The 22,215-nt window shown below is 61.8% G+C and carries 18 protein-coding genes and 1 tRNA gene; 15 read left to right on the top strand and 4 right to left on the bottom strand.

What is annotated here, in order from left to right; all coding sequences use genetic code 11:
• Position 1: 1 nt before the first annotated feature.
• Positions 2 to 325: a ferredoxin FdxA gene (gene fdxA, locus THITHI_RS0100110; RefSeq protein WP_018231029.1), complete on the bottom strand. Its 324-nt coding sequence runs from the start codon at positions 323 to 325 to the stop codon at positions 2 to 4.
• 707 nt (positions 326 to 1,032) lie between these two features.
• Here fdxA and THITHI_RS19670 point away from each other — a divergent pair.
• Complete coding sequence (locus THITHI_RS19670) at positions 1,033 to 3,297, top strand: HD domain-containing phosphohydrolase (RefSeq protein WP_018231028.1); 2,265 nt, start codon at positions 1,033 to 1,035, stop codon at positions 3,295 to 3,297.
• A 352-nt stretch (positions 3,298 to 3,649) separates the two neighbouring features.
• Here THITHI_RS19670 and mutS read toward each other — a convergent pair whose 3' ends face one another.
• Entirely contained in the window at positions 3,650 to 6,238 is a 2,589-nt protein-coding gene (gene mutS / locus THITHI_RS0100100) for a DNA mismatch repair protein MutS (protein WP_026185910.1), read from the bottom strand.
• Positions 6,239 to 6,587: 349 nt separating this feature from the next.
• Between mutS and THITHI_RS0100095 the strand changes: the two genes are divergently transcribed.
• From THITHI_RS0100095 to THITHI_RS0100055, 9 genes are all read left to right on the top strand, one after another.
• Positions 6,588 to 7,022, top strand: a complete 435-nt coding sequence (locus THITHI_RS0100095; protein WP_018231026.1) for a host attachment protein — start codon at positions 6,588 to 6,590, stop codon at positions 7,020 to 7,022.
• A 129-nt stretch (positions 7,023 to 7,151) separates the two neighbouring features.
• Positions 7,152 to 7,682: a CinA family protein gene (locus THITHI_RS0100090; RefSeq protein ID WP_018231025.1), complete on the top strand. Its 531-nt coding sequence runs from the start codon at positions 7,152 to 7,154 to the stop codon at positions 7,680 to 7,682.
• 167 nt (positions 7,683 to 7,849) lie between these two features.
• On the top strand, positions 7,850 to 8,437 hold the full coding sequence (gene thpR / locus THITHI_RS19665; protein ID WP_018231024.1) for an RNA 2',3'-cyclic phosphodiesterase: 588 nt from the start codon (positions 7,850 to 7,852) through the stop codon (positions 8,435 to 8,437).
• A 143-nt stretch (positions 8,438 to 8,580) separates the two neighbouring features.
• Positions 8,581 to 9,612, top strand: a complete 1,032-nt coding sequence (recA, locus tag THITHI_RS0100080; protein ID WP_026185909.1) for a recombinase RecA — start codon at positions 8,581 to 8,583, stop codon at positions 9,610 to 9,612.
• Positions 9,587 to 10,048, top strand: coding sequence for a regulatory protein RecX (locus THITHI_RS0100075; RefSeq protein ID WP_051079893.1), 462 nt, complete (start codon positions 9,587 to 9,589; stop codon positions 10,046 to 10,048). The genes recA and THITHI_RS0100075 overlap by 26 nt, the downstream gene beginning before the upstream one ends.
• Positions 10,049 to 10,155: 107 nt before the next feature.
• Positions 10,156 to 12,753, top strand: a complete 2,598-nt coding sequence (gene alaS / locus THITHI_RS0100070) for an alanine--tRNA ligase (protein WP_018231021.1) — start codon at positions 10,156 to 10,158, stop codon at positions 12,751 to 12,753.
• A gap of 94 nt (positions 12,754 to 12,847) precedes the next feature.
• Positions 12,848 to 14,077 (top strand): aspartate kinase, encoded by a 1,230-nt coding sequence (locus THITHI_RS0100065; protein ID WP_018231020.1) that lies wholly within the window; start codon positions 12,848 to 12,850, stop codon positions 14,075 to 14,077.
• Positions 14,078 to 14,172: 95 nt separating this feature from the next.
• Complete coding sequence (csrA, locus tag THITHI_RS0100060; protein WP_026185908.1) at positions 14,173 to 14,367, top strand: carbon storage regulator CsrA; 195 nt, start codon at positions 14,173 to 14,175, stop codon at positions 14,365 to 14,367.
• A gap of 74 nt (positions 14,368 to 14,441) precedes the next feature.
• Positions 14,442 to 14,532 (top strand) — tRNA-Ser (locus tag THITHI_RS0100055).
• Between the two features lie 390 nt (positions 14,533 to 14,922).
• Here THITHI_RS0100055 and THITHI_RS21140 read toward each other — a convergent pair.
• Positions 14,923 to 15,783: an integron integrase gene (locus tag THITHI_RS21140; RefSeq protein ID WP_332252184.1), complete on the bottom strand. Its 861-nt coding sequence runs from the start codon at positions 15,781 to 15,783 to the stop codon at positions 14,923 to 14,925.
• Between the two features lie 12 nt (positions 15,784 to 15,795).
• Positions 15,796 to 16,320 carry a phage integrase N-terminal SAM-like domain-containing protein gene (locus THITHI_RS21135; protein WP_018231017.1) on the bottom strand — a complete coding sequence of 175 codons (525 nt, stop codon included), beginning with the start codon at positions 16,318 to 16,320 and terminating at the stop codon, positions 15,796 to 15,798.
• 169 nt (positions 16,321 to 16,489) lie between these two features.
• Between THITHI_RS21135 and THITHI_RS20005 the strand changes: the two genes are divergently transcribed.
• The 5 genes from THITHI_RS20005 (at position 16,490) to THITHI_RS0100025 (ending at position 22,052) form a co-directional block, all read left to right on the top strand.
• Positions 16,490 to 17,308 carry a pentapeptide repeat-containing protein gene (locus THITHI_RS20005; protein WP_083908759.1) on the top strand — a complete coding sequence of 273 codons (819 nt, stop codon included), beginning with the start codon at positions 16,490 to 16,492 and terminating at the stop codon, positions 17,306 to 17,308.
• Positions 17,308 to 17,937: a nucleotidyltransferase domain-containing protein gene (locus THITHI_RS21170; protein ID WP_083908621.1), complete on the top strand. Its 630-nt coding sequence runs from the start codon at positions 17,308 to 17,310 to the stop codon at positions 17,935 to 17,937. The genes THITHI_RS20005 and THITHI_RS21170 overlap by 1 nt, the downstream gene beginning before the upstream one ends.
• A gap of 371 nt (positions 17,938 to 18,308) precedes the next feature.
• The gene (locus tag THITHI_RS20450; protein WP_156820432.1) at positions 18,309 to 19,217 is read left to right on the top strand and encodes a hypothetical protein; all 909 of its coding nucleotides are present in this window, start codon (positions 18,309 to 18,311) and stop codon (positions 19,215 to 19,217) included.
• A 1,581-nt stretch (positions 19,218 to 20,798) separates the two neighbouring features.
• Positions 20,799 to 21,242: a hypothetical protein gene (locus THITHI_RS20445; protein WP_156820431.1), complete on the top strand. Its 444-nt coding sequence runs from the start codon at positions 20,799 to 20,801 to the stop codon at positions 21,240 to 21,242.
• 108 nt (positions 21,243 to 21,350) lie between these two features.
• Positions 21,351 to 22,052 (top strand): hypothetical protein, encoded by a 702-nt coding sequence (locus THITHI_RS0100025; RefSeq protein ID WP_018231012.1) that lies wholly within the window; start codon positions 21,351 to 21,353, stop codon positions 22,050 to 22,052.
• Positions 22,053 to 22,215: the final 163 nt, after the last annotated feature.

Below are 22,215 nucleotides of genomic sequence, written 5' to 3'. Positions count from 1 at the left end.
GTCAGCGTTCCAGGTACTTGAGCTTGTCCGGCTTGCCGTCCCATTCCTCGGCATCGGGCGGCGCGTCCTTGCGGGTGGTGATCACCGGCCACTGCCGGGAGAGTTCGGCGTTGAGTTCCAGGAACGCTTCCTGGCCTTCCGGTACATCATCCTCGGGCACGATGGCCTCCGCCGGACATTCCGGTTCGCACAGGGTGCAGTCGATGCATTCCTCGGGATCGATCACCAGAAAGTTGGGGCCCTCGTGGAAACAATCCACGGGGCAAACCTCCACGCAGTCGGTGTACTTGCACTTGATGCAATTCTCGATGACGACGAATGTCATGGTCATTCTCCTGCAATCTCGTGGCATCAGTGTATCGACAAGGCCCGTGGATTTCGAGCGTGTCCCGCGGGTTCGCGGTGCGGGGTCGCGGATAGGTTGAACGGACCGAAACGGATTCGGAGAGGGCCGGTGGCCACAGAGGGTACAGAGGGCACAGAGATGGGAAAAAGGCTGCGCCGTGTATCGGGAGCCCGCCCCCTGGATGGCGTTCCTCTGCGCAGGGTGCCGGGGCGAAGGCCTGCCCGTACGAACGGAAGACCTGATGCGCCACAGAGGGCACAGAGGTCACAGAGGAAAGAGGATCACGTAACCACGGAATGGGCCGAGGCACGCCACCCGAAAGGCGGGCCCCCGATACCGTGCGCAACATTTATCTTTTCTCTGTGTCCTCTGTGTCCTCTGTGTCCTCTGTGGCTCAAACAGGAATGCTCAACCCAGTAGCGCGACGGCTGCTGTTCCAGCCCATGGCGTGCACGGACCGACCTTGATTTCTCTTTTTATCCTGTGTGTTCCACCAATTTCGTGAAGCAATTTGGGAGCTGTGCTATGTTCAGAAGGTGATGATGGATGCGGCGGGCCCGGATGGTAGAACCACGGCGCCTGCTGCACCTCCGCCGGAACAACAAGAAGAACAATCGTAGCGGGAACGCAGTCTCGCACACCCCGACCCGGGGGATGCCGGGCTGTCCGTGGTGAGGTCTGCTGTAATGGGCGACGAAGGGCAAGGCGGCCCGCGGGCCGGTCTGGGTGGACGCCGTCACCTGCCGGTGATCTTGGTGCTTTGCGCGGGCATCCTGCTGTCGCTAGCCGTCTTTTGGTTGCTGCGCAGCGAGGATCGTTCGCTCCATGATGCCTTTTATGCGCTGTGGGCCGGTCTGCTGGTCACGGCGTTCCTGGGTGTGGTGGTGGCGTTTCGCGAACGCGGCCTGGCCCGTATCGAGCAGGCCCATCGCGAATGGCTTGATGCCTTCGACGCCGTGCGCCACCCCATCTTCCTCCATGACCGCAAGGGCCGCCTGCTGCGGGCCAACCGCGCCTACGCCGAACGCGCCGGGCTCGATTACCGTCAACTGATCGGGCGGCGGTACTGGGAGGTCTTTCCGCCCGGGGACCAGCCGCTGCCGCGTTGCCGGCTGGAACTGGAGGCGGAGGATGGCGCGCACCACGAGGGGGAAAGCAGCGGGGAGGCGCTGGACGAGGTCGTGCTGGAAAGCGGCGAGATCTTCCTCTCCCGCGCCTTCGCGGTTCGGGATGACGCCGGACGCTACCGCTACTCCATCCACGCCATGGAGGACATCACCGAGCAGCGGCGCGCGCAGGAGAGCCTGTGGCGGCATGTGGAACTCCAGGACATCGTGCGCAACATCTCCACCCGCTTCCTGAAGCTCGGTGCGCACGGGACCGATGAGGGGATCGATGCGGCGCTGCGCGAACTGGGCAACCACGTGGGGGCCGATCGCTGCTACCTGTTCCAGTTCTCGGAAGACGGCACCCGCATGGACAATACCCACGAGTGGTGTGCGGAGGGGATTGCGGCGCAGATGCCGAGCCTGCGCGGCCTCCCGACCGCGGGTTTCGGATGGAGCCTGGAACGGTTGCGGAGCTTCAAGCCGGTCGCGGTACCCCGGGTCTCCGACGTGCCGCCGGCTTCGCCGGAACGTGCCCATTTCGAGGCAGGCGAAGTACAGTCATTGTTGCTGGTGCCCGTGGTGCTGGGTGAGCGCCTGATGGGCTTCATCGGGTCCGACCGGGTGCGCACGGAGCGGGGTTGGGATGACTTCGACCTTCGTTTGCTGCAGGACGCCGCGGCGGCGATCGCCTATGCCCTCGCGCAACGGGACACGGAGCGGGCAGTGCAACGGCTGGATCGTGTGCTCATCACATTGAGCCATGCCAACGCGGCGCTGGTGCACGCCGACCATGAGGATGAACTGCTCCGGCGGATCTGCGACGTCATCGTGTCGGATGGGGGCTTCCGGGCAGCCTGGGTGGGCTACGGGACCCCGGACGGGGGCTTGAACATGAGGGCCTGCGCAGGCGACTGCTGCGCGGCGATCGAGGCCATGGCAACGCGCTGGTCGGGGAATGAGACCGCGCAGTGTCCCTGCGGCAAGGCCCTTCACAGCGGCCGAACGCAGGTCTTCAACGAGATTCCCGAAGATGTTCAAAGCGCCCCCTGGGGCGAGGATCTGCGGTCCTGCGGCATCGGCTCCACTGCGGCGCTGGCGCTGTTTGCGGACGGCGAGCTCTTCGGGTCGCTCAACGTTCATGCCGATGAGCCCGGCGTCTTTACCGAGGCGGTTGTCGACCAACTGGAAGAGCTGGCGCGGGACCTGTCCTACGGACTGGGAGCGCTTCGGATCAAGGCGGAGCGCGACGAGGCGCACGGGGCGCTCGGCAAGACTCTCCTGCAGACCGTCGAAGCCGTGGCGCGGGTCGTGGAGATGCACGATCCCTATACGTCGGGCCACCAGCGGCGGGTGGCCGACCTGGCGTCGTCGATTGCCGCGGAACTGGGCCTCGATGCACATCGCATCGAAGGCGTCCGGGTGGGTGCCCAACTCCATGACATCGGCAAGATCGCGGTCCCGGCCGAGATCCTCACACGGCCGGGGCGGCTGAGTGACATGGAATACGGCTTGATCAAGGGCCATGCCCAGACCGGTTACGACATCCTCAAGGATGTGAGTTTCCCCTGGCCCGTGCGGGAGATGATCCTGCAGCACCATGAACGCCTCGACGGTTCGGGCTATCCGTTCGGGCTGAAGGGTGGGCAGATCGTTCTCGAAGCCCGCATCCTCGCGGTCGCCGACGTGGTCGAGGCGATGACCACGCACCGCCCTTACCGCGCGGGCCTCGGCATCGACCAGGCGTTGACCGAGATCGAGCAGGGACGGGGCCACCTGTACGATCCCGCCGCAGTGGACGCCTGCCTCCGCCTGTTTCGTGAAAAGGGTTTTCAATGGGAATGAGCCGGGTCGAAGCGCCGGGCGGTATGAACGGAAAGTCTGATGTGCCACAGAGGGCACAGAGATAAGAGAAGGGCTTCGCCGTGTATCGGGCGCCTGCCTCCTGGATGGCGTTCCTCTGCGCAGGGTGCCAGGTCGAAGCGCATGCCGGTACGAACAGAAAACCTGATGCGCCACAGAGGGCACAGAGGTCACAGAGGGTAGAGGATCACGTAACCACGGAATGGGTCGAGGCGCGCCACCCGAGAGGCGGGCACCCGATACCGTGCGCAATATTTATCTTTTCTCTGTGACCTCTGTGACCTCTGTGGCCAACAACAGCCCTTTCTGTCCTCTGTGGCTCAAACGCGAATGCTCAATCCAGCAGCGCGCGCAGACGGTACAGGGCTTCCAGGGCCTCCCGGGGGGAGAGGCTGTCCGGGTCCAGCGCCTCGAGGGCCTCGCGCAGGGCCTCGGCGGCGGGATCGGCCGGGGAGGCCGCCGAACCGTCCGTATTGAACAGCCCCAACTGAGGGTCGTGGGGCGCGCCGGACAGGTTCTGGCGTTCCAGTTCCGCGAGGCGCTGGCGGGCCATGCGGATCACGTCCGCCGGCACGCCGGCCAGGGCCGCAACGTGCAGGCCGTAGCTCTGGTTGGCGGGCCCCTCCTTGACGGCATGCAGGAACACGATGCGGTTGCCGTGTTCCACCGCGTCGATGTGCACGTTGGCGATGGTGTCGTGCCGCTCGGCCAGGGCGGTCAGTTCGAAGTAGTGGGTCGCGAACAGGGTGAACGCCCGGTTGTGCCGCGTCAGGTGTTCGGCACAGGCCCAGGCCAGGGACAGGCCATCGAAGGTGGAGGTGCCGCGCCCGATCTCGTCCATGAGCACCAGGCTCTGCCCGGTGGCGTTGTTGAGGATGTTGGCGGCCTCCGTCATCTCCACCATGAAGGTGGAACGCCCGGAGGCCAGGTCGTCGGATGCGCCGATGCGCGTGAAGATCCGGTCCACCGGACCGATCACCGCCCGGCGCGCCGGCACGAAGCTGCCCAGATGGGCCATGAGCACGATCAGCGCGGTCTGGCGCATGTAGGTGGATTTGCCGCCCATGTTGGGGCCCGTGATCACCAGCATGCGGCGCCCATCGTCCAGGCACACGCCGTTGGCCACGAAGGGCTCGTCCAGCACCCGTTCCACCACCGGGTGGCGCCCGTCCTCGATGAGCAGACCCGGGTCATCGGTGAGTTCCGGTGCCGTGTAGCCCAGGGTTTCGGCCCGTTCCGCGAAGCAGGCCAGCACGTCCAGTTCCGCCAGGGCGCCGGCTGTGCGCTGCAGGGCGGGCAGGGGCTCCAGCAGGGATTGCAGCAGGGCCTCGTACAGGGCCTTCTCCCGGGCGAGGGCCCGCTCCCGGGCGGAGAGCACCTTGTCCTCGAAGGCCTTCAGTTCCGGGGTGATGAAGCGCTCGGCACCCTTGAGGGTCTGGCGCCGGGTGTAGTCATCAGGCGCCCTGTCCGCCTGGGTGCGGCTGATCTCGATGTAATAGCCGTGCACCCGGTTGTAGGCCACCTTGAGATTGGCAATGCCCGTGCGCTCCCGCTCGCGCGCCTCCAGGTCCGACAGGAACCGGTCGGCGTTCTCCGACAGGGTGCGCAGCTCATCCAGTTCCGAGTCGTAGCCGGGCGCGATGACTCCGCCGTCGCGGACGAGGACCGGCGGCTGTTCGATGATGGCCCGGCCGAGCAGTGTCACCACGTCCGGGTGTTCGTCGATCGCCTCGGCCAGTGCCCGCAGGCGGGGCGATGCCAGCGGCGAGAGCAGGGTCTGCAGTCCGGGCAGCACGGCCAGCGAGTCGCGCAGGGTGACCAGATCCCGGGGCCGGGCCGAGGCCAGGGCCACCCGGGTGAGGATGCGTTCCAGATCGCCGGTACGGCGCAGGTAGTCGTGCACGTCCCGGTAGGCGTGTCCGTCCAGCAGTTCGGCGACGGCTCCGTGGCGGGCCTGCAGGTCCTCCCGGCGGCGCAGGGGCTGGTGGATCCAGCGCGACAGCAGGCGGCTGCCCATGGCGGTGGCGGTCTCGTCCAGTACCGCGGCCAGGGTGTTGTCGGTTCCGCCGGCCAGGTTGCGGGTCAGTTCCAGGTTCCGTCGCGTGGCCGCATCGAGAATGATGCCGTCCTCGCGGCGTTCCACCCCCAGCCCGGTGATGTGGGGCAGGGCACTCATCTGCGTATCCTGCACGTACTGCAGCAGGGCGCCCGCGGCGCCGGTGGCGAGATCCATGTCCTCGCAGCCGAAGCCCGACAGGTCCCGGGTGCCGAAATGACGCAGCAGCAGATCCCGCGCGGCGTGCGTCTCGAAATGCCAGACGGGTCGCTGTCGGGTGCCGCCACGCCGGGCCCCGGGCGCCGCGTGACCCTCGGGAAGGAGCAGTTCCGCCGGGTTCAGCCTTTCCAGCTCCCCGGCCAGGGCCTCGGCGCCCGCCAGTTCCTGAACCCGAAAGCGCCCGGTGCTCACATCCAGGGCGGCCAGCCCGTGACGATCGCCATGTCCGCACAGGGCCACCAGCAGGTTTTCCCGCCGCTCATCGAGCAGGGCCTCCTCGGTGACCGTGCCCGGCGTGACGATGCGCACCACCTTGCGCTCCACGGGGCCCTTGCTGGCGGCCGGGTCGCCGATCTGCTCGCAGATGGCCACCGATTCACCCTGGCGCAGCAGGCGCCCCAGGTAGCTCTCCACCGCGTGCACCGGCACACCCGCCATGGGGATGGGCTCTCCGGCGGACTGGCCGCGGCGGGTAAGTGTGATGTCCAGGAGCCGCGCGGCCCGCACCGCATCGTCGTGGAACAGTTCGTAGAAGTCCCCCATCCGGTAGAACATCAGGATGTCCGGGTACCGGGACTTGATGCCCAGGTACTGCTCCATCATGGGGGTGTGCCGGGGCGTCTTGGCGGGGGCTGGGGCGTCGGACATGGAAGAGGATTCTACTCATCCCGGCACGCGCAAGGCCACTGAACCCGCGTTGGCGGCCGGCTTGGGACCGGCCTGTCGCCGGGGGCATCCCGGCCCGACCTCGCCATGGGTCGGCGGGGTAGTGGAGAGAAATCCGTTTCCCGCTATAGTAAGAGGTATGAGTGGATCTCGCGCGTCCCGACGCCTGCGGCCCGTCCTCCCCGGCCGTCTCTTTCCCCGGCCGGCGCCCAATAGCAGAAATGACATGATGTGTATACCGCATCATGCTGATTCCTTTTAACTAATACCACACGAGTCCCCGTGGATTCGTGCGGTTTCTTGCCCCCGCAATTCAAGGAGGTGTAGGCACATGACCACATGGGTGATCGTTGCAGATGCAAGCCGTGCGCGCATATTCAGCGCCGAGAAGTCGTTCAGTGCCCTGGAGACGGTCGAGGAGATCAGTCACCCGGAAGGGAGACTCCATGAGCAGGATTTCAACTCCGACCGCCCGGGACGCAGTTTCGACAGTACCGGCGACGGGCGCCACGCGATGGGCAAGGAGGTCCCGCCCAAGAAGCACGAGGCCGTACGATTCGCCAAGTCCCTGTGCGATCGTCTGAACAACGCCCGGGCCACCGGCCTGTTCGAAAAGCTCTATATCGTCGCCTCGCCGTCGTTCCTCGGCACCATGCGCCAGTGCATGAACGAGGTGACCCAGAAATCCATCGCGGGTGAACTGGACAAGAACCTGACCACGCACGACACCGCCACCATCCGCAGCCATTTGCCCAACTTCCTCTGACCCCCGCCCGCGGCCGGGTGCCCTGTCACCGGGCCCCGGCCCGCGGGATGACATCCATCATGCGCAACCGTTAAAGTGCCCGGGTGCGGCCGGATTTGCCAGCCGAACCCGGATACATCTCCGGTCTGCATGACCTCGGGTAACGGCACCTTGAACCACGAAGACGAACAACTCTCTGTACTCGCCCGGGAGACGGGCGATGCCCTCGCCCGCGCGGGGGTGCGCCTGGTGACGGCGGAATCCTGTACCGGCGGCTGGATCGCCAAGCTGCTCACCGACATGCCCGGCAGCTCCGCCTGGTTCGAGCGGGGTTTCGTCACCTACAGCAACGAAGCCAAGACCGAACTCCTCGGGGTGCCGGCCGCGTTGATCGCCGAACACGGCGCCGTCAGCGAGCACACGGTGTGCGCCATGGCGGCCGGGGCACTGGAACACAGCCGCGGTGACCTGTCCGTGGCCGTGAGCGGCGTGGCCGGCCCCGGCGGGGGCACCAGCGCCAAGCCCGTGGGTACGGTCTGGCTGGCATGGTCGGGTGGCGGCAGGGAGAGCGGGGCCAGGCGCTTTCACTTCGACGGCGACCGGGACGCCGTGCGGCGCCAGGCGGTGGCGGCGGCACTGGAGGGTATTCTGGATCGCCTCGATGGGGGTTCCGGTGATTGATGGTGTCCGCGCATGAGCGCGAATGCCGGTCAATGTGGATGATCCGTTCCCCGCACCGGCGCCGCCCCTGTCCCGATCCCCGGCGCTTTCACCGGAGTGCCCGGCCCTGGCGGGCGCCCCCGGATTCTGGTTGAATGGGCGGCACGTCCTCACCGAGGCAGAGACTCATGGATGAGACTCACGACACCTCCGGGTCTCCGGGCCCGTCCCATCAGCGGCTGTTCTTCGCCCTCTGGCCGTCGGATGCGGAGCGCCGCGCGCTGGCACGCTGGCGCGATGCATTGCCGAAGCTGCGCGGGCGGTTCGTGCCCGCCGGCAATCTGCACATGACCCTGGCCTTCGCCGGCTCCGTCGATGCCGTGACGCGTGACTGCCTGGTGCAGCGGGCGGCCGATGTGCGCGGCGAGCCCTGTACGGTGCAACTGGACAGGCTGGGGCGCTTCTCACGGGGTCTGATGTGGGTGGGGCCGCAAACCTGTCCGGCGCCCCTCGCCACGCTCGCCCGCTCCCTCTCCGGCGTCTTGGCCGACTGCGGGCTCGAACCCGATTCGAGACCCTTCCACGCGCACGTCACCCTGGCGCGGGCCATGCGCACGCGGTTGCCGGACGCGGCCGCGCCGAACCATGTCTGGCGGCTGGATCGGTTTTGCCTGGTGTGTTCCCGCCCCGGGCAGGGATACGAAGTGCTCCGGACCTTTCCATTGGGCATTCAAACCCTGGGGTCGCTTTCGATGGACTCGGGTTCTATGGAATAATCCATGCCTTCGTGTACCAGAGGGATTGGCGACACACTCCAGGGTGTCCGGGGGCCGAAGCATCATCAGGACGTCGAGCGATGCCGCCCGGGACCGGCCCGGCGTCTCCCACAGGAAACCCAACAGCTTTGCGAGGAATGACCGTGGACGAAAACCGCAAGAAGGCCCTGTCCGCCGCACTGGGGCAGATCGAGCGTCAATTCGGCAAGGGTGCCGTGATGCGCATGGGCGACAGCACCGCGGTGCGCGACGTGGAGGCCATCTCCACCGGTTCGCTGGCCCTGGACATCGCGCTGGGCATCGGCGGACTGCCCAAGGGCCGCGTGGTGGAGATCTACGGGCCGGAATCCTCGGGCAAGACCACCCTGACGCTGCAGGTGATCGCCGAGTGCCAGAAGCAGGGCGGCACCGCCGCCTTCGTGGATGCCGAGCATGCCCTGGACCCCGGCTACGCCGAGAAACTGGGCGTGAACGTGGACGACCTGCTGGTCTCCCAGCCCGACACCGGCGAGCAGGCGCTCGAGATCGCGGACATGCTGGTGCGCTCCGGCGCCGTGGACGTGGTGGTGGTGGACTCCGTGGCCGCGCTCACGCCCAAGGCCGAGATCGAGGGCGAGATGGGCGACACCCATGTGGGCCTTCAGGCGCGGCTCATGTCCCAGGCGCTGCGCAAGCTCACCGCCAACATCAAGCGCTCCAACACGCTGGTGATTTTCATCAACCAGATCCGCATGAAGATCGGCGTCATGTTCGGCAACCCCGAGACCACCACCGGGGGCAACGCGCTCAAGTTCTATTCCTCCGTGCGCCTGGACATCCGCCGCATCGGCGCCATAAAAAAGGGCGACGAGGTGATCGGCAACGAGACCCGCGTGAAGGTTGTCAAGAACAAGGTGGCCCCGCCCTTCAAGCAGGCGGAGTTCGAGATCCTCTATGGCGAGGGAATCTCGCGCCTCGGCGAGGTCATCGACATGGGCGTCAAGGACGGCATCGTGGACAAGTCCGGGGCCTGGTACAGCTACAACGGCGAACGCATCGGCCAGGGCAAGGACAATGCCCGGACCTTCCTGAAGGAGCATCCGGAGATGGCCGGAGAGATCGAGCGCCAAATCCGCGAGAAGCACCTGCCCAAGCGCGTGCCGCAGGCGGATGAGGCGGAATCGGTCGAAGCCTGAACGTCAGCCCGATCCGTACGCCCATGCCGTGCGGCTGCTGGCGCGTCGGGAGCACAGCCGGGCGGAACTGCGGCGCAAGCTCACCCACAAGGGCCATGAGCCCGACGCGGTGGACGAGGCCCTGGAACGGCTCGTCGCGGAACGGTATCAGAGCGATGCCCGCTTCGTGGAAACCTTTGTTCGCCACCGGGTCCAACAGGGTTATGGGCCGGTGCGCATCGCCGGCGAACTGCGCGAACGCGGCGTGGATGAGGCCGACGCCGAGGAGGGTCTCCGCGCCGCCGAAGTGGACTGGCAGTCGCTGGCCCGTGACACCGCCCGCAGACGTTTCGGCGACGCACCCGCCGGGGATGCCCGGGAATGGGCAAAGCGGGCGCGGTTCCTGCAATATCGGGGCTTTCCCGCCGACATGGTCCGGCGGGCGCTGAAAGGATGATTCAAAGTTCAAAGTTCAAAGTTCAAGGTTCAAGGAACTGGCGGGCCTTCCCGTTGAACTTTGAATTTTGAACCTTGAACTTTGAACGTGATTGCACCGAGACCTTTATGAAAAGCGCTGAACTCAGAACAAGCTTTCTGGAATACTTCAGGTCCAAGGGCCATGAGGTGGTCGCCTCGAGCCCGCTGATTCCGGCCAATGACCCGACCCTGCTGTTCACCAACGCGGGCATGGTGCAGTTCAAGGATGTGTTCCTGGGCCACGAGCAGCGTCCCTACAGGCGGGCCACCAGTACCCAGCGCTGCGTGCGTGCCGGCGGCAAGCACAACGACCTGGAGAACGTGGGCTACACCGCCCGGCACCACACCTTCTTCGAGATGCTGGGCAACTTCAGCTTCGGCGACTACTTCAAGCGCGAGGCCATCGAGTACGCGTGGGAGTATCTGACGCAGGTGCTGCGGATCCCGGAGGAGAAGCTCTGGGTGACGGTCTTCGAGGACGACGACGAGGCCGCCGACATCTGGCTCAGCGAGTTGGGCGTGAACCCCGAACGCTTCTCGCGCATCGGCGCCTCGGACAACTTCTGGGCCATGGGCGACACCGGTCCCTGCGGGCCCTGCACCGAGATCTTCTACGATCACGGCCCCGAGGTGCCCGGCGGCCCGCCCGGCACGCCCGAGGCCGACGGCGACCGCTACATCGAGATCTGGAACCTGGTGTTCATGCAGTACGACCGGGACAAGAGCGGCGAGCTCAGACCGCTGCCCAGCCCCTCCGTGGACACCGGCATGGGCCTCGAACGCCTGGCCGCCGTGATGCAGGGCGTGCATTCCAATTACGAGATCGACCTGTTCCGGAACCTGATCCGCGCCATCAATGACCTGGCCAGGGACGCCGACCCGGAGAGCCCTTCGCTGCGCGTGATCGCCGACCACATCCGCTCGTGCAGCTTTCTCATCACCGACGGCGTGATGCCCGCCAACGAGGGCCGCGGCTACGTGCTGCGCCGGATCATCCGCCGCGCCGCCCGCCACGGCCACAAGCTGGGTCTCACCGATCCCTTCTTCCACCGCCTGGTGGGGCCCCTGGCCGCGGAGATGGGCGAGGCCTTCCCGGAACTGGTCAAGGCACAGCCCACGGTGGAGCGGGTGCTGCGCCAGGAGGAGGAGCGCTTCGCCGAGACCCTGGAGAAGGGCCTGCGCATCCTGGAGGAGGACATCGCCGGGCTCGAGGGCACCGAGATTCCGGGCAGCACCATCTTCGTGCTCTACGATACCTATGGCTTCCCGGTGGATCTCACCGGAGACATCGCCCGCGAGCGCGGCCTCACCCTGGACATGGCGGGATTCGAGGCGGCGATGGAGGGACAGCGCGAGCGCGCACGCGCCGCCAGCCACTTCGAGGCGGACTATCACGGCAAGCTCGAGATCGAGGGCGAAAGCACCTTCACCGGCTATGACCACCTCGACGGCAGCGGCCGTGTCACGGCCCTGTTCAGGAACGGCGAGCCGGTGGATGCCCTGGAATCCGGTGATCACGGGCTGGTGGTGCTGGACGAGACTCCGTTCTACGCGGAATCCGGCGGGCAGGTGGGTGACACCGGCGAACTGCTCGCCGACGGCGTGCTCTTCGAGGTCACCGACACCCGCAAGCACGGCGCCGCCCATGCCCACGTGGGGCGCGTGGTGGAAGGGCGCATCGCCAAGGGCGAACGGCTCGGCGCAAAGGTGGACAAGGCCCGCCGCCAGGCGGTGGTGCTCAACCATTCCGCCACCCACCTGATGCACGCGGCGCTGCGCGAAGTGCTCGGCGATCATGTGCAGCAGAAGGGCTCCCTGGTGGCGCCCGACCGGCTGCGCTTCGACTTCTCCCATTTCCAGCCGCTGACGGCGCAGGAGCTGGAGCGCATCGAGCGCCTGGTGAACGAGGCCATCCGCGCCAATGCCGAGACCGAGGCCCGCGTCATGCCCCTGCAGGAGGCCCTGGATGCCGGCGCCATGGCGCTGTTCGGCGAGAAGTACGGGGATGACGTCCGGGTCCTGTCCATGGGCGGTTTCTCCACGGAACTGTGCGGCGGCACCCACGTGCGCCGCACCGGCGACATCGGCATATTCAAGATCGTCTCCGAATCCGGCGTGGCCTCCGGCATCCGCCGCATCGAGGCGGTGACCGGCGAGAACGCGCTCAACTACATCGGCGAGACGGAGAAGAACCTCTCCCGTGTGGCGGAGCTGGTCAGGGCCGGCCGGGGCGACCTGGACGAGAAGGTGGGCCAGCTTGTGGAGCGCACCCGCCAGCTTGAGAAGGAGCTCGAGGGCCTCAAGGGCAGGCTGGCCAGTCAGGCCGGCTCGAACCTCGCGGACCAGGCCGTGGATGTGGGCGGCATCAAGGTGCTGGCCGCGCACCTGGAAGGGGCCGATCCGAAGTCCCTGCGCGAGACCGTGGATCAGCTCAAGAGCAAGCTGGGCGAGGCCGCCGTGGTCCTGGCCACGGTCAGCGACGGCAAGGTGAGCCTGGTGGCCGGCGTCACCAAGGGGCAGACCGGGCGCATCAAGGCGGGTGACCTGGTCAACGCCGTGGCCACCCAGGTGGGCGGCAAGGGCGGCGGGCGCCCGGACATGGCCATGGCCGGCGGCTCCGACGCGGCCGCCTTGCCGGGTGCCCTGGCCTCGGTGCCCGACTGGATCCGCGAGCGTCTGAACTGAAACATCCTCTTATAAACCGTCCGGATTCGTGATTTAATGGCCGCCCTGAATTGCGGCACTGCACAAAATCTGTGAGCCGGACACGGGCACTGACATGGCATTGATCGTTCAAAAATACGGCGGCACCTCGGTAGGCAGCGTGGAGCGTATCCAGCACGTGGCCGAGAAGGTGCTGGAGCATCGCCGGCAGGGGCACGACGTGGTGGTGGTGGTCTCCGCGATGAGCGGCGAGACCGACCGCCTGCTCGGCCTGGCGCGGGAGATCAACCCGAGACCCCAGGGCCGGGAACTGGACGTGCTGCTGTCCACCGGCGAGCAGGTCACCATCGCGCTGCTGTCCATGGCGCTGGAAGGCCGGGGCTGCCCCGCGCGCTCCTATACCGGCGCCCAGGTGCACATCCTCACCGACAGCGCCCACAACAAGGCGCGCATCCGCGATATCGACGGCGCCCGGGTGCGCCGCGACCTGGCCGATGGCAACGTGGTGGTGGTGGCGGGCTTCCAGGGCGTGGACGAACACGGCAACATCACCACCCTGGGGCGCGGTGGCTCCGACACCACGGCCGTGGCCCTGGCCGCCGCCCTGAAGGCGGACGAGTGCCAGATCTACACCGACGTGGACGGCGTCTACACCACTGACCCCCGGGTCGTGCCCGAGGCCCGGCGCCTGGAGCGCATCACCTTCGAGGAAATGCTGGAAATGGCCAGCCTAGGCTCCAAGGTGCTGCAGATCCGGGCGGTGGAGTTCGCCGGCAAGTACAACGTACCCCTGCGTGTGCTGTCCTCTTTCAGAGAAGGACCTGGCACACTGATCACATTTGAGGAAGACGGCATGGAACAGGCGCTGATTTCCGGCATTGCGTTCAACCAGAACGAGGCGCAATTGACCATACTCGGTGTACCCGATCAGCCCGGTGTGGCGCATCGCATCCTGGGCCCCATCTCCGACGCCAACGTCGAGGTGGACATGATCGTGCAGAACGTGGGTGCTGACGAGACTACGGATTTCACGTTCACGGTGCACCGCAATGATTACGACAAGGCCCTGGCGATCCTGCAGGGCCTGTCCGGAGAACTGGCCGCCCGAAAGATTTCGGGCGACCCGAAGATCGTGAAGATTTCGCTGGTGGGCGTGGGCATGCGCTCCCACGCCGGCATCGCCAGCAGGATGTTCGAGGCGCTGGCCCGGGAAGGGATCAACATCCGCATGATCTCCACCTCGGAGATCAAGGTATCCGTGGTTGTTGACGAGAAATACCTGGAACTCGGTGTCAGGGCCTTGCACGATGCCTTCGAACTGGAGAATCCGCAGCAGGGACGTTAGAAGCCATAAAATGCGGGGTGTTCGGGGCAAGGAGTGCCGGAGTCAGAGAAGCCGGCAATTGGACCCAGGTGATTGAAGCAAATGGAGTAAGGACTATGTTGATTCTGACCCGTCGAGTAGGAGAGACGCTCATGATCGGTGACGAGGTTTCCGTCACCGTGCTGGGCGTGAAGGGTAACCAGGTGCGTATCGGCATCAATGCACCCAAGGACGTGGCGGTGCATCGCGAAGAGATCTACGACCGCATCAAGCGTGAAGGTGACGAAGAGCCGGCGGCGTCCGGCAACTGAAGCCCGCGAGACTTTACCTGCCATGGAGCGGCGGGTATTCTAACCGGCCTGAACCGCCGGTCACGGGCGGATTCGGAGAGATGGCCGAGCGGTCGAAGGCGCTCCCCTGCTAAGGGAGTATGGGTCAAAAGCCCATCGAGGGTTCGAATCCCTCTCTCTCCGCCATATTCAAATGCAAGGGGCCCCGGGTTTTTCGGGGCCCCTTGCATTTGAATATGCATGAAGGCGTGATTCGAACCCGAGAGAATGGAGATGATGGGTTCGACGGGCGTAGCGAAGCGTAGCCCGAACGCTGCCGCGCAGCGGCGGCGGCCCGGAGGGTGAGGCGCGGCAGCGCCGAATAATCCCTCTCTCTCCGCCATATACTTGCAAGCCCCGGATTTCCGGGGCTTTTTCGTTGGTGCGCCATCCTTGAGCGTGAACGCCGGGCGTCTCGCCCCGGAAGGTCGGTCATTCCGCGGCCCTTTGCGCCGCGGCGGGAATGGCGATATCTTCGACTGACGCCCAAGGAAAAGGCGCGCCATGACGGCAACCCCACAGGCCGGTGATCACCCCTCAGTCCGTATCAAGCGGGCTCAGCACCCCCATCCCGCCGCGATTCAGCACATGGGTATAGATCATCGTCGTGGAGACGTTGGCATGCCCCAGCAGCTCCTGGACCGTGCGTATGTCCTGCCCGCGCTCAAGCAGATGGGTGGCGAAGCTGTGGCGCAGGGTGTGGCAGCCGACGCGTTTCTGGATATCGCAGGCGGCCGCCGCCCGCCTTATCGCCCTCTGCAAGGCGCTTTCGTGGAGATGGTGGCGGCGGATGGCGCCGCCGTAGGGATCGATGGCCAGACGCCCGGCGGGAAAGAGAAACTGCCATCCGAGTTCGCGCCCGGCATTGGGGTACTTGCGGTTCAAGGCGCCCGGCAGCACGACTTCGCCGTATCCGGCGGCGAGATCCTTCTCGTGCAGCTCCCGCACCGTTTCGATCTGCTTGCGCAGCTCGTCGGCCAGGGAATCGGGCAACGGAACGTAGCGGTCCTTGTTGCCCTTGGCCCGGCGTACGTGGATACGGCGATAGTCGAAATCGACATCCTGCACCCTCAGCCGCAGGCCTTCGAGCAGCCGCATTCCGGTGCCATAGAGCAGGGATGCGATCAGTCGATGGACGCCATCAAGGCCGGACAGCAGGGCCTTCACTTCGGCCCGGCTGAGTACCACCGGAACGGTGCGCGGGCGCCTGGCCCGCACGAATCCTTCCAACTCGCCCAGCCTCTTTCCAAAAACCTGTTCATAAAGAAAGACCAGTGCGCAGAGCGCCTGATTCTGCGTGCTGGCGCTGACCCGCTTTTTCACTGCGAGGTGTTCGAGAAACGCCCGCACCTGCGCCGCCGCGGTCTCCTGAGGGAGGCAGTTGGAACAGAACAGCAGAAAACGGCAGATCTACTGCTCGTAGTTCTGCTCGGTGCGGTAGGCATAACCGCGCCTGCGGATCTCGGAAGTGAAGCGCAGCAGCAGGTCGCGATGCGCTGTGCGCACCTCGTTGAGCGGTCCGTCGCTCCTGCGCTCCTTGATGTAGGAAAGCTCCTCCGGAGAAAGCTGCCGCGCCGTCGTGGGGTGGTCGGCATCAAGCTCGCGGGCCGAGTCCAGCCAGTACTGCCAATCGACCGCATCGGAGGCCGGCGTTCTCAGCAGATCGCGGTAGAGAATGCGGATGGCTGCAATACGCTGCGAAAACTGCCAGCCCGGAAGGCATCGTTCGCGGCCCAACACATCAAGGTAGGCCTCAATATCGGCCCCGGAGAGGCTCCTGATCCTGCGGCCCTTCTGCTCCTTGATGAAGGCCTCGACGTGCCTGACATACCATCGCCGCTGGCGCTCCGGAATGCCGTTTTTTGCGAGGAGACTCAGGTAGTTGTCGAAAAACCGGGCTGCGGCGTCAGAAGCGCGGGGAGGGGTGTTAGGCATGTGACATCTCCTTGTCGAAATCGCGGGCGTCCTGCCCGGAAAAGCCGGAATGCGCGGCTATGCTAAGACGCGGCACTGATTATTGCAATACGACGCAGCGGCACTATTGCCATTACGACCGCCGTCACCGAAATGACTGTTATACGGTATGAAGGATGACTCCCGAGACATGAACGACTACTTTCGAGATAGCGGTAGGGAAACCCTTTCTGATCGAGCGTTTGCATATGATCTGAAAGGGGTGAACCTGAAGAATAAACAGTTTGAGCGCCCAGTTGCTACGAAGAAGCGCTTTACGGACTGTGATTTCAGTTACTCCCAGTTTGACTCGGCGTACCTGCGTAATTGCATTTTCGATTCATGCAAATTTATTGGGTGCAAGTTCACAAGCTCGAACCTCAGGGGTAGTAGGTTTGAAGGATGTGTATTCGATTATGCGGAGTTCTCTCAAACACAGGTAGAGCCCGAAATTCTCGATACAGGGTGTCCCGGGCAGGAGAATCTTCAACAAAAGTTTGCCAGAACGCTTAGGGTAAATTTTAATCAAATTGGAGATGCCGTTGCGGCGAATAAAGCAATTAAGATTGAATTAGAAGCAGCCCGTGTCCATTTGTACAAAGCATGGCGATCTCGGGAGTCTTACTACCGAAAGAAGTATCCGGGTTTGAAGCGCGCTAGAGCTTTTTTAGAGTGGCTCGAGTTTATCCTCCTTGACGCGTTCTGGGGTAATGGTGAAAGCTCGCTAAAGCTACTTCGAACATTTTTCGTTGCCCTGTTTGCCATTGCGGTAGGTGAAGTATATTTCCTCAAGGATCCGTATGTCTTGGCTAGCTATGCAGAGGCGATAAATAATGCTCCACAGGTGTTCCTTGGCATCGTGAAACCGAGTGAATTCTCAGGCCTTGTCTTGGCGGGTATCGCAGTCGTGAGGTATGTAATGCTCGCTTGTTTGGTATCTATTCTAGTTAAACGTTTTAGCCGACGATAATGCATATATACGCCTTTGGCTCAATCTGTCGTGGAGACATATCTGTTGATTCAGATATCGACCTGCTCGCTCTTGTGAAAGGGCGTGATTCTCGCCTCAGTCCAGGAAAGTTCTCCATTTATTCGTACACACGAATAAAGGAGCTATGGGATTCAGGTAATGCCTTTGCTTGGCACCTGTCTCTTGAAAGTCGGCTGATCTACAGTGCGGATGGCGTAGACTTTCTTAAAAGTTTGGGGGAGCCGCGCGAATATACGGCAGGGCCAGAAGATTGTGCAAGGTTTCGAGATATATTTGAGGAATCGTTACAATCTGTGCGATCAGGATCTCCTAGCTTAGTTTTTGAGTTATCAACAATTTTTCTGGCTTTGCGTAATATTGCTACTTGCTATTCCCTTGCAAGAACGGAGATCCCGACCTTTGGGAGGGATTCGGCAAGAAGAATCGGATCAAGAAGTTTGAATATCTCAGATGAGGCGTACCAGTTGTTAATGCATGCCCGCATATTATCCACACGGGGTTCTGGAGAAGGGATTGGGGATGTCGAGCTCTCAGCCTTAATGCCGGAGTTACAGAAGTGCCGATGTTGGATTGATGAAATTAGTCATGAGGTTAAGTCAGATGGATGAGTTTGTAAGCCGAATGGCGACCCAGAGACAAGTTCTAGATCTGATCAATTCGCGACTCGACCTCAACGAGGAGTTGTTCGGCTTGTCGTCGAGTGCAATCGATCGTTGGGTTGCGTCTAATCAGCTTTCCCCGTCATCAGAGATTGTCCTGCAGGTGAAAGAAATATCCTCTGAGCTATTTTTTATGGCCACTCGTAGTCAAGAGCCTGTGAGTAGTGAGTACGAATTGAGACGAGAGAACATTTTTCAGGCGGTTAGAGCATTAGAAGGTATCGTATAACAAGTGGCTTTTGTCGGACGTGCCTACGCTGCGCTCCGGCCCGCCGCAAAGCCAAGCGTTAGGGGTCTTAGCCGACAATCGTGAGGATCGCATGGAAGAGAAATCGAACTATATTGAAGATGCGGTATCAATTGCCATTGCAAGCCACCTTGCTTTGTTGAGCTTCCCCTTCTTCAAACACTCGATTGTTCCTATTTCTAGAGGGCGAGAACGTTGGTTGGGTGCGGACGTCAGGTTGTTAAGTGGAAAAAGGTTCTTGCCATTTTACATGCAATTCAAGAGACCGTTTGCTCATACTGTGCCGAGTCGCGCTCAGATCATTAAAGATAGGAACAAGCTGACGCCGAAGCTTACAACTGCGCCTCGGACACTTTATTTCTCATTGCAGGAAAAACAAAAGCACCATAAGGACTTTCAGCATAATGTACTTTATAGGCTTCGTCAGAAGTTGCTGGGTCGCGGGATAGGTGATGCCGCATACGTTTGCCCCCTTTTTCTTGATAGGCAAACATATTTCTTTCAGGCACATATGGCTGGCCTAAAAAAATGGATTAGACACTGGCCGTCCAAGCCTTACGACCATGAGCACATAATTATAATGTCGGCGTTGGGCCCTACTGTGATAGAGGATATTCCATTGCTCGCTGAACACATATCGGTTCCGCCGCATACCACGGTTACTGACGCTAAACACAAATACAGTTTTACTGAAAAAGGTGATGAGGTTTGCTTTCACTCACCGAAGCATCTTCCCGAAGGAAGTTTTCTACTTTCTGCTTGGTTGAGAAAAATTGCTTCTGCGGCTGAGTCAGGAGATCGACCGCTTTATTTCAATGATAGTCTGGGCTTCCTGCGTGAGCTCGTTTCTGAAGCAATTGGAGAGAACAGTCCGGGCTTTGAATTGCCTAATGATCCCAGCCTTGCGTGGTATGTTTGGGGTGATTACCTGCATAAGCATTATGCAATTGAGCAGTACGGTGTCTTCGTTGATAACCCCTAACAATGTGCTGCACCGGAAAAATAGACTCGCTTACGCTCGCTATTTTCCGGTGAGCAAGGCGTTGGCCTCGTATTGGAAAGGGAGGAGTAGAGTTGGTTTGGTAAGCGCCGAGCAAGACTGGAAAGCGCGAGTTCTGTTTCGCGCAGGCGAGAAGTGAAGGCGCTGGTCTCCGTAAAAGCGCTTGTGTCAGTCGGCAGCTCCGGAGAAGGATGGCAAGTGTTGGAAAATGGAAAAGCAGTGAAGGCGGCTTCGCCAAACGATCAAGCAGCAGTGACGGATTGTTCGTATAGGCTCCGCTCACCGTGTTTCAGGAACGAAGCCGCCAACTTGTCAGAAAGGTTTGCGGCCAACAAGGCGCTCCAGGCGACCCTCCAGCCGCTGCGCGGCTTCCGGGCGCCAGAGCGCAGGCGTTAGGTGCTTATGAAGCCATACATAGGTGCTTTGTTGCTAGGCTTTTTGAGCCCAATTGTGTACTCGCAAGAGTACGTAGCAACCTTCATTATTACGTCTGAATGCGTTTCTTCGGTTGAAGTGAAAGCATCGAACCATGTCCCGGGGTGGGATCTAAGGATCACTCTCGAGGACGGAGCCGCAAGCGATTTGTATGAATTTAGTAGTGATCGGATAGGAAAGAGAATATTGCTCATTGACGGGAATGGAGCCGAAATATTGCGAGGCGGTGCAATTGTACGAGAGCCGCTACCATCCCCATTCGTGATTTCGGGAATTCAGGCAGAAGAGGAAGCGATTGAGGCAAGAAATGGAATACTTTCGTCAAGCGGATCATGCGGTCTCGGTGGCACTCATTAATGAAGCACCTAACCAGTCGCTCCAGCCGACGTCGGCGCTAACGCGCCTCCGCGGCTGAGCTTGATCGTTAGCGCGCCGCGCAAAGCGTGGCGCATCTGGTCGGGTGAGAGTCCCGACATGGTAAGGGTGAACCACCCACCATTACCGAGTGTTGCGCCTCTGGCGGAACGGTGCCTTGGTCACGAAGACTGGAGCATGCGTGAACAAGAGAGGTGAAGCGTACACAGGGTATGTTGCAGGCCGTTTGGAGACGTAGCTCCTTAGAGATGGAATCGCTTCGAAATGAACAGTCCCGGTTGGCCAGCGTTGTAACGCGCGTGAAGCCCATACGAAGCAGGCGCATTGGTGAGCCTGTAGAGAGCCGGCGGAGTTCTCAAGCTGCGGCATGTAACAAGAGATGCGTCATGAACGCGGGAGGCCCCATGGGCTCCAAGGGAAGGGTAAAGTACAGCGGACCGCTACAAACGGGAGGCTGGCTTGAAGGCCGATGGGGAGTCGGATCACTCCATAGTACTCGGAGACGGTAGGGCCGATCACATGGGGAAGGGAGTGACAGTCATGTGTAGCTTGCAAAGGCAACTCGCGCCGGACAATGTAGGGCCGGAGTACGACGAGCCAACCTTCTTGCAGGGACTATCTATGAGCAGCATTGCTGCTTCTACGAATGTGAGCATGATTGAAGAGCCCGGTGCGGGAAAACCGCACGCCGGGATCTGTGCAGGGGGCGCCGGGTAACCGGCGTCCCTACTGCGACGAGGGCAAATCAACTAAATGGCAACGGATAGTCCAAAGGGTAGTTTCGTGCGCTGGCAATCGACAACGATTGCTCAGCTTACCTATGCGGTGAATTTAGTCCTGGGTTTTTCTGTCGCCGCATTAGCGTTCCAGGTTACGACCCTTCTGAACAAAGAATTCAATCCTGTTTCCTGGCAGAAGTGCGCATTTTCTATTTCACTGTTGGCTCTTATGGTTTCGGTGGGGCTAGGTATCTGGTGCGTGGTCAATCGGCTTCGGGATTTTCGCGCCACGGCAAAAGTGGCAAGAATGCGAGAGCAAAAGAAATCAGACGAAGAGATGGGGCCTCTTCGTGTTCTGTCCGAGAAGCTCGGGAATAAAACATGGAGCATATTCTGGTGGCAAATCGGTACGTTTGGAGTGGGCGTGTTACTCCTCGTCTTGGGTATTGCCGGTTCTGTAAGTCAGAAACTGCTGTGAGCCAAATGCCCTCTAACAAGCGCGTGGAGTCGGACTCGCTACGTCGGCGCTTCGCGCCGCCTCCGCTCGCCGCTCACGCGCAGCGTTATGGCGAATTAGGATAGATAGATGGAAAACCTGTTTGCCTTTCTCAATCAGAACTCCGGTGCACTGACCGTCGTTTTCACCGGGTTTGTCACCTTGGCCACGCTAGTTTATGCCGTGCTTACCGCAGTATTGGTTGTTGAGACCAGAAAGCTTCGACAAGCACAAACCGAGCCTCGTATAGAAATTACCGTTGATGCGCTTGATTTTGCGGTGAATATAGTTCGTTTGTGCGTCCGAAACATCGGCGAGGGGCCCGCGAAGAATGTCAAATTCGAACCAGCGGTGATTGACGGAGGCGAGGCCGCAGAGAGTCTGTTAGAAGAGTTTCTATCGCCGAATTTCTTCCAAACAGGTCTTAGATATTTCGGCCCGGGTCAATACCGGTTCTCGGGGTACACCCAGACAAACCAAGATTTTGAGGCGAAGGCTAGCTCTGCTCTATGTTTTAAAGTTACGTACGAGAGCGCCACAGAGAAAAAGTATGTGGAAGAGATAGTTGTTGATATGGCGGAGTTGCGTGGACGTTATCAGCTTGGTAAGCCGAACCTTTATTCTATCGCGAAAAGTATGGAAAAGATCCAGAAAGACCTTCATCACATTACGACGGGCTTCAAGCGAATTAAGGTCGATGGCTATGATAGCGATGATCGAGAGCGAGAGGAGAAGGAACGGGAAGAGTGGAGGCGCGAGGCAGCAGCAGAGCTGGAGCGCCATAACAAGTAAGTCAAGCGGACGCTCGTAACCTCGCGCCGCTTACTTAAGCGTTGAGACTGTCGAATAACGCGCCAACCGCTTAGAATTACGGACAAAGCAGAGATAGACCCCCGCCAACAGCGGTTAGTCGCACAGGGAGGGACGGATGCCCCGCTACAAGCCGACCAATCTC

Origin of the sequence: Thioalkalivibrio thiocyanodenitrificans ARhD 1, from assembly GCF_000378965.1 — a bacterium.
GTDB lineage: Bacteria > Pseudomonadota > Gammaproteobacteria > Ectothiorhodospirales > Ectothiorhodospiraceae > Thioalkalivibrio_A > Thioalkalivibrio_A thiocyanodenitrificans.
The sequence above is the reverse complement of the archived record's forward strand: the minus strand, read 5'-3'. Positions and strand labels throughout refer to the sequence as shown.

Excerpts from the sequence above, each read along its gene's own strand:
- fdxA (WP_018231029.1), bottom strand. The coding sequence starts at position 325 with ATGACATTCGTCGTCATCGAGAATTGCATCAAGTGCAAGTACACCGAC.
- THITHI_RS19670 (WP_018231028.1), top strand. The coding sequence starts at position 1,033 with ATGGGCGACGAAGGGCAAGGCGGCCCGCGGGCCGGTCTGGGTGGACGC.
- mutS (WP_026185910.1), bottom strand. The coding sequence starts at position 6,238 with ATGTCCGACGCCCCAGCCCCCGCCAAGACGCCCCGGCACACCCCCATG.
- THITHI_RS0100095 (WP_018231026.1), top strand. The coding sequence starts at position 6,588 with ATGACCACATGGGTGATCGTTGCAGATGCAAGCCGTGCGCGCATATTC.
- THITHI_RS0100090 (WP_018231025.1), top strand. The coding sequence starts at position 7,152 with ATGACCTCGGGTAACGGCACCTTGAACCACGAAGACGAACAACTCTCT.
- thpR (WP_018231024.1), top strand. The coding sequence starts at position 7,850 with ATGGATGAGACTCACGACACCTCCGGGTCTCCGGGCCCGTCCCATCAG.
- THITHI_RS0100075 (WP_051079893.1), top strand. The coding sequence starts at position 9,587 with ATGAGGCGGAATCGGTCGAAGCCTGAACGTCAGCCCGATCCGTACGCC.
- alaS (WP_018231021.1), top strand. The coding sequence starts at position 10,156 with ATGAAAAGCGCTGAACTCAGAACAAGCTTTCTGGAATACTTCAGGTCC.
- THITHI_RS0100065 (WP_018231020.1), top strand. The coding sequence starts at position 12,848 with ATGGCATTGATCGTTCAAAAATACGGCGGCACCTCGGTAGGCAGCGTG.
- csrA (WP_026185908.1), top strand. The coding sequence starts at position 14,173 with ATGTTGATTCTGACCCGTCGAGTAGGAGAGACGCTCATGATCGGTGAC.
- THITHI_RS21135 (WP_018231017.1), bottom strand. The coding sequence starts at position 16,320 with ATGCCTAACACCCCTCCCCGCGCTTCTGACGCCGCAGCCCGGTTTTTC.
- THITHI_RS20005 (WP_083908759.1), top strand. The coding sequence starts at position 16,490 with ATGAACGACTACTTTCGAGATAGCGGTAGGGAAACCCTTTCTGATCGA.
- THITHI_RS21170 (WP_083908621.1), top strand. The coding sequence starts at position 17,308 with ATGCATATATACGCCTTTGGCTCAATCTGTCGTGGAGACATATCTGTT.
- THITHI_RS20450 (WP_156820432.1), top strand. The coding sequence starts at position 18,309 with ATGGAAGAGAAATCGAACTATATTGAAGATGCGGTATCAATTGCCATT.
- THITHI_RS20445 (WP_156820431.1), top strand. The coding sequence starts at position 20,799 with ATGGCAACGGATAGTCCAAAGGGTAGTTTCGTGCGCTGGCAATCGACA.
- THITHI_RS0100025 (WP_018231012.1), top strand. The coding sequence starts at position 21,351 with ATGGAAAACCTGTTTGCCTTTCTCAATCAGAACTCCGGTGCACTGACC.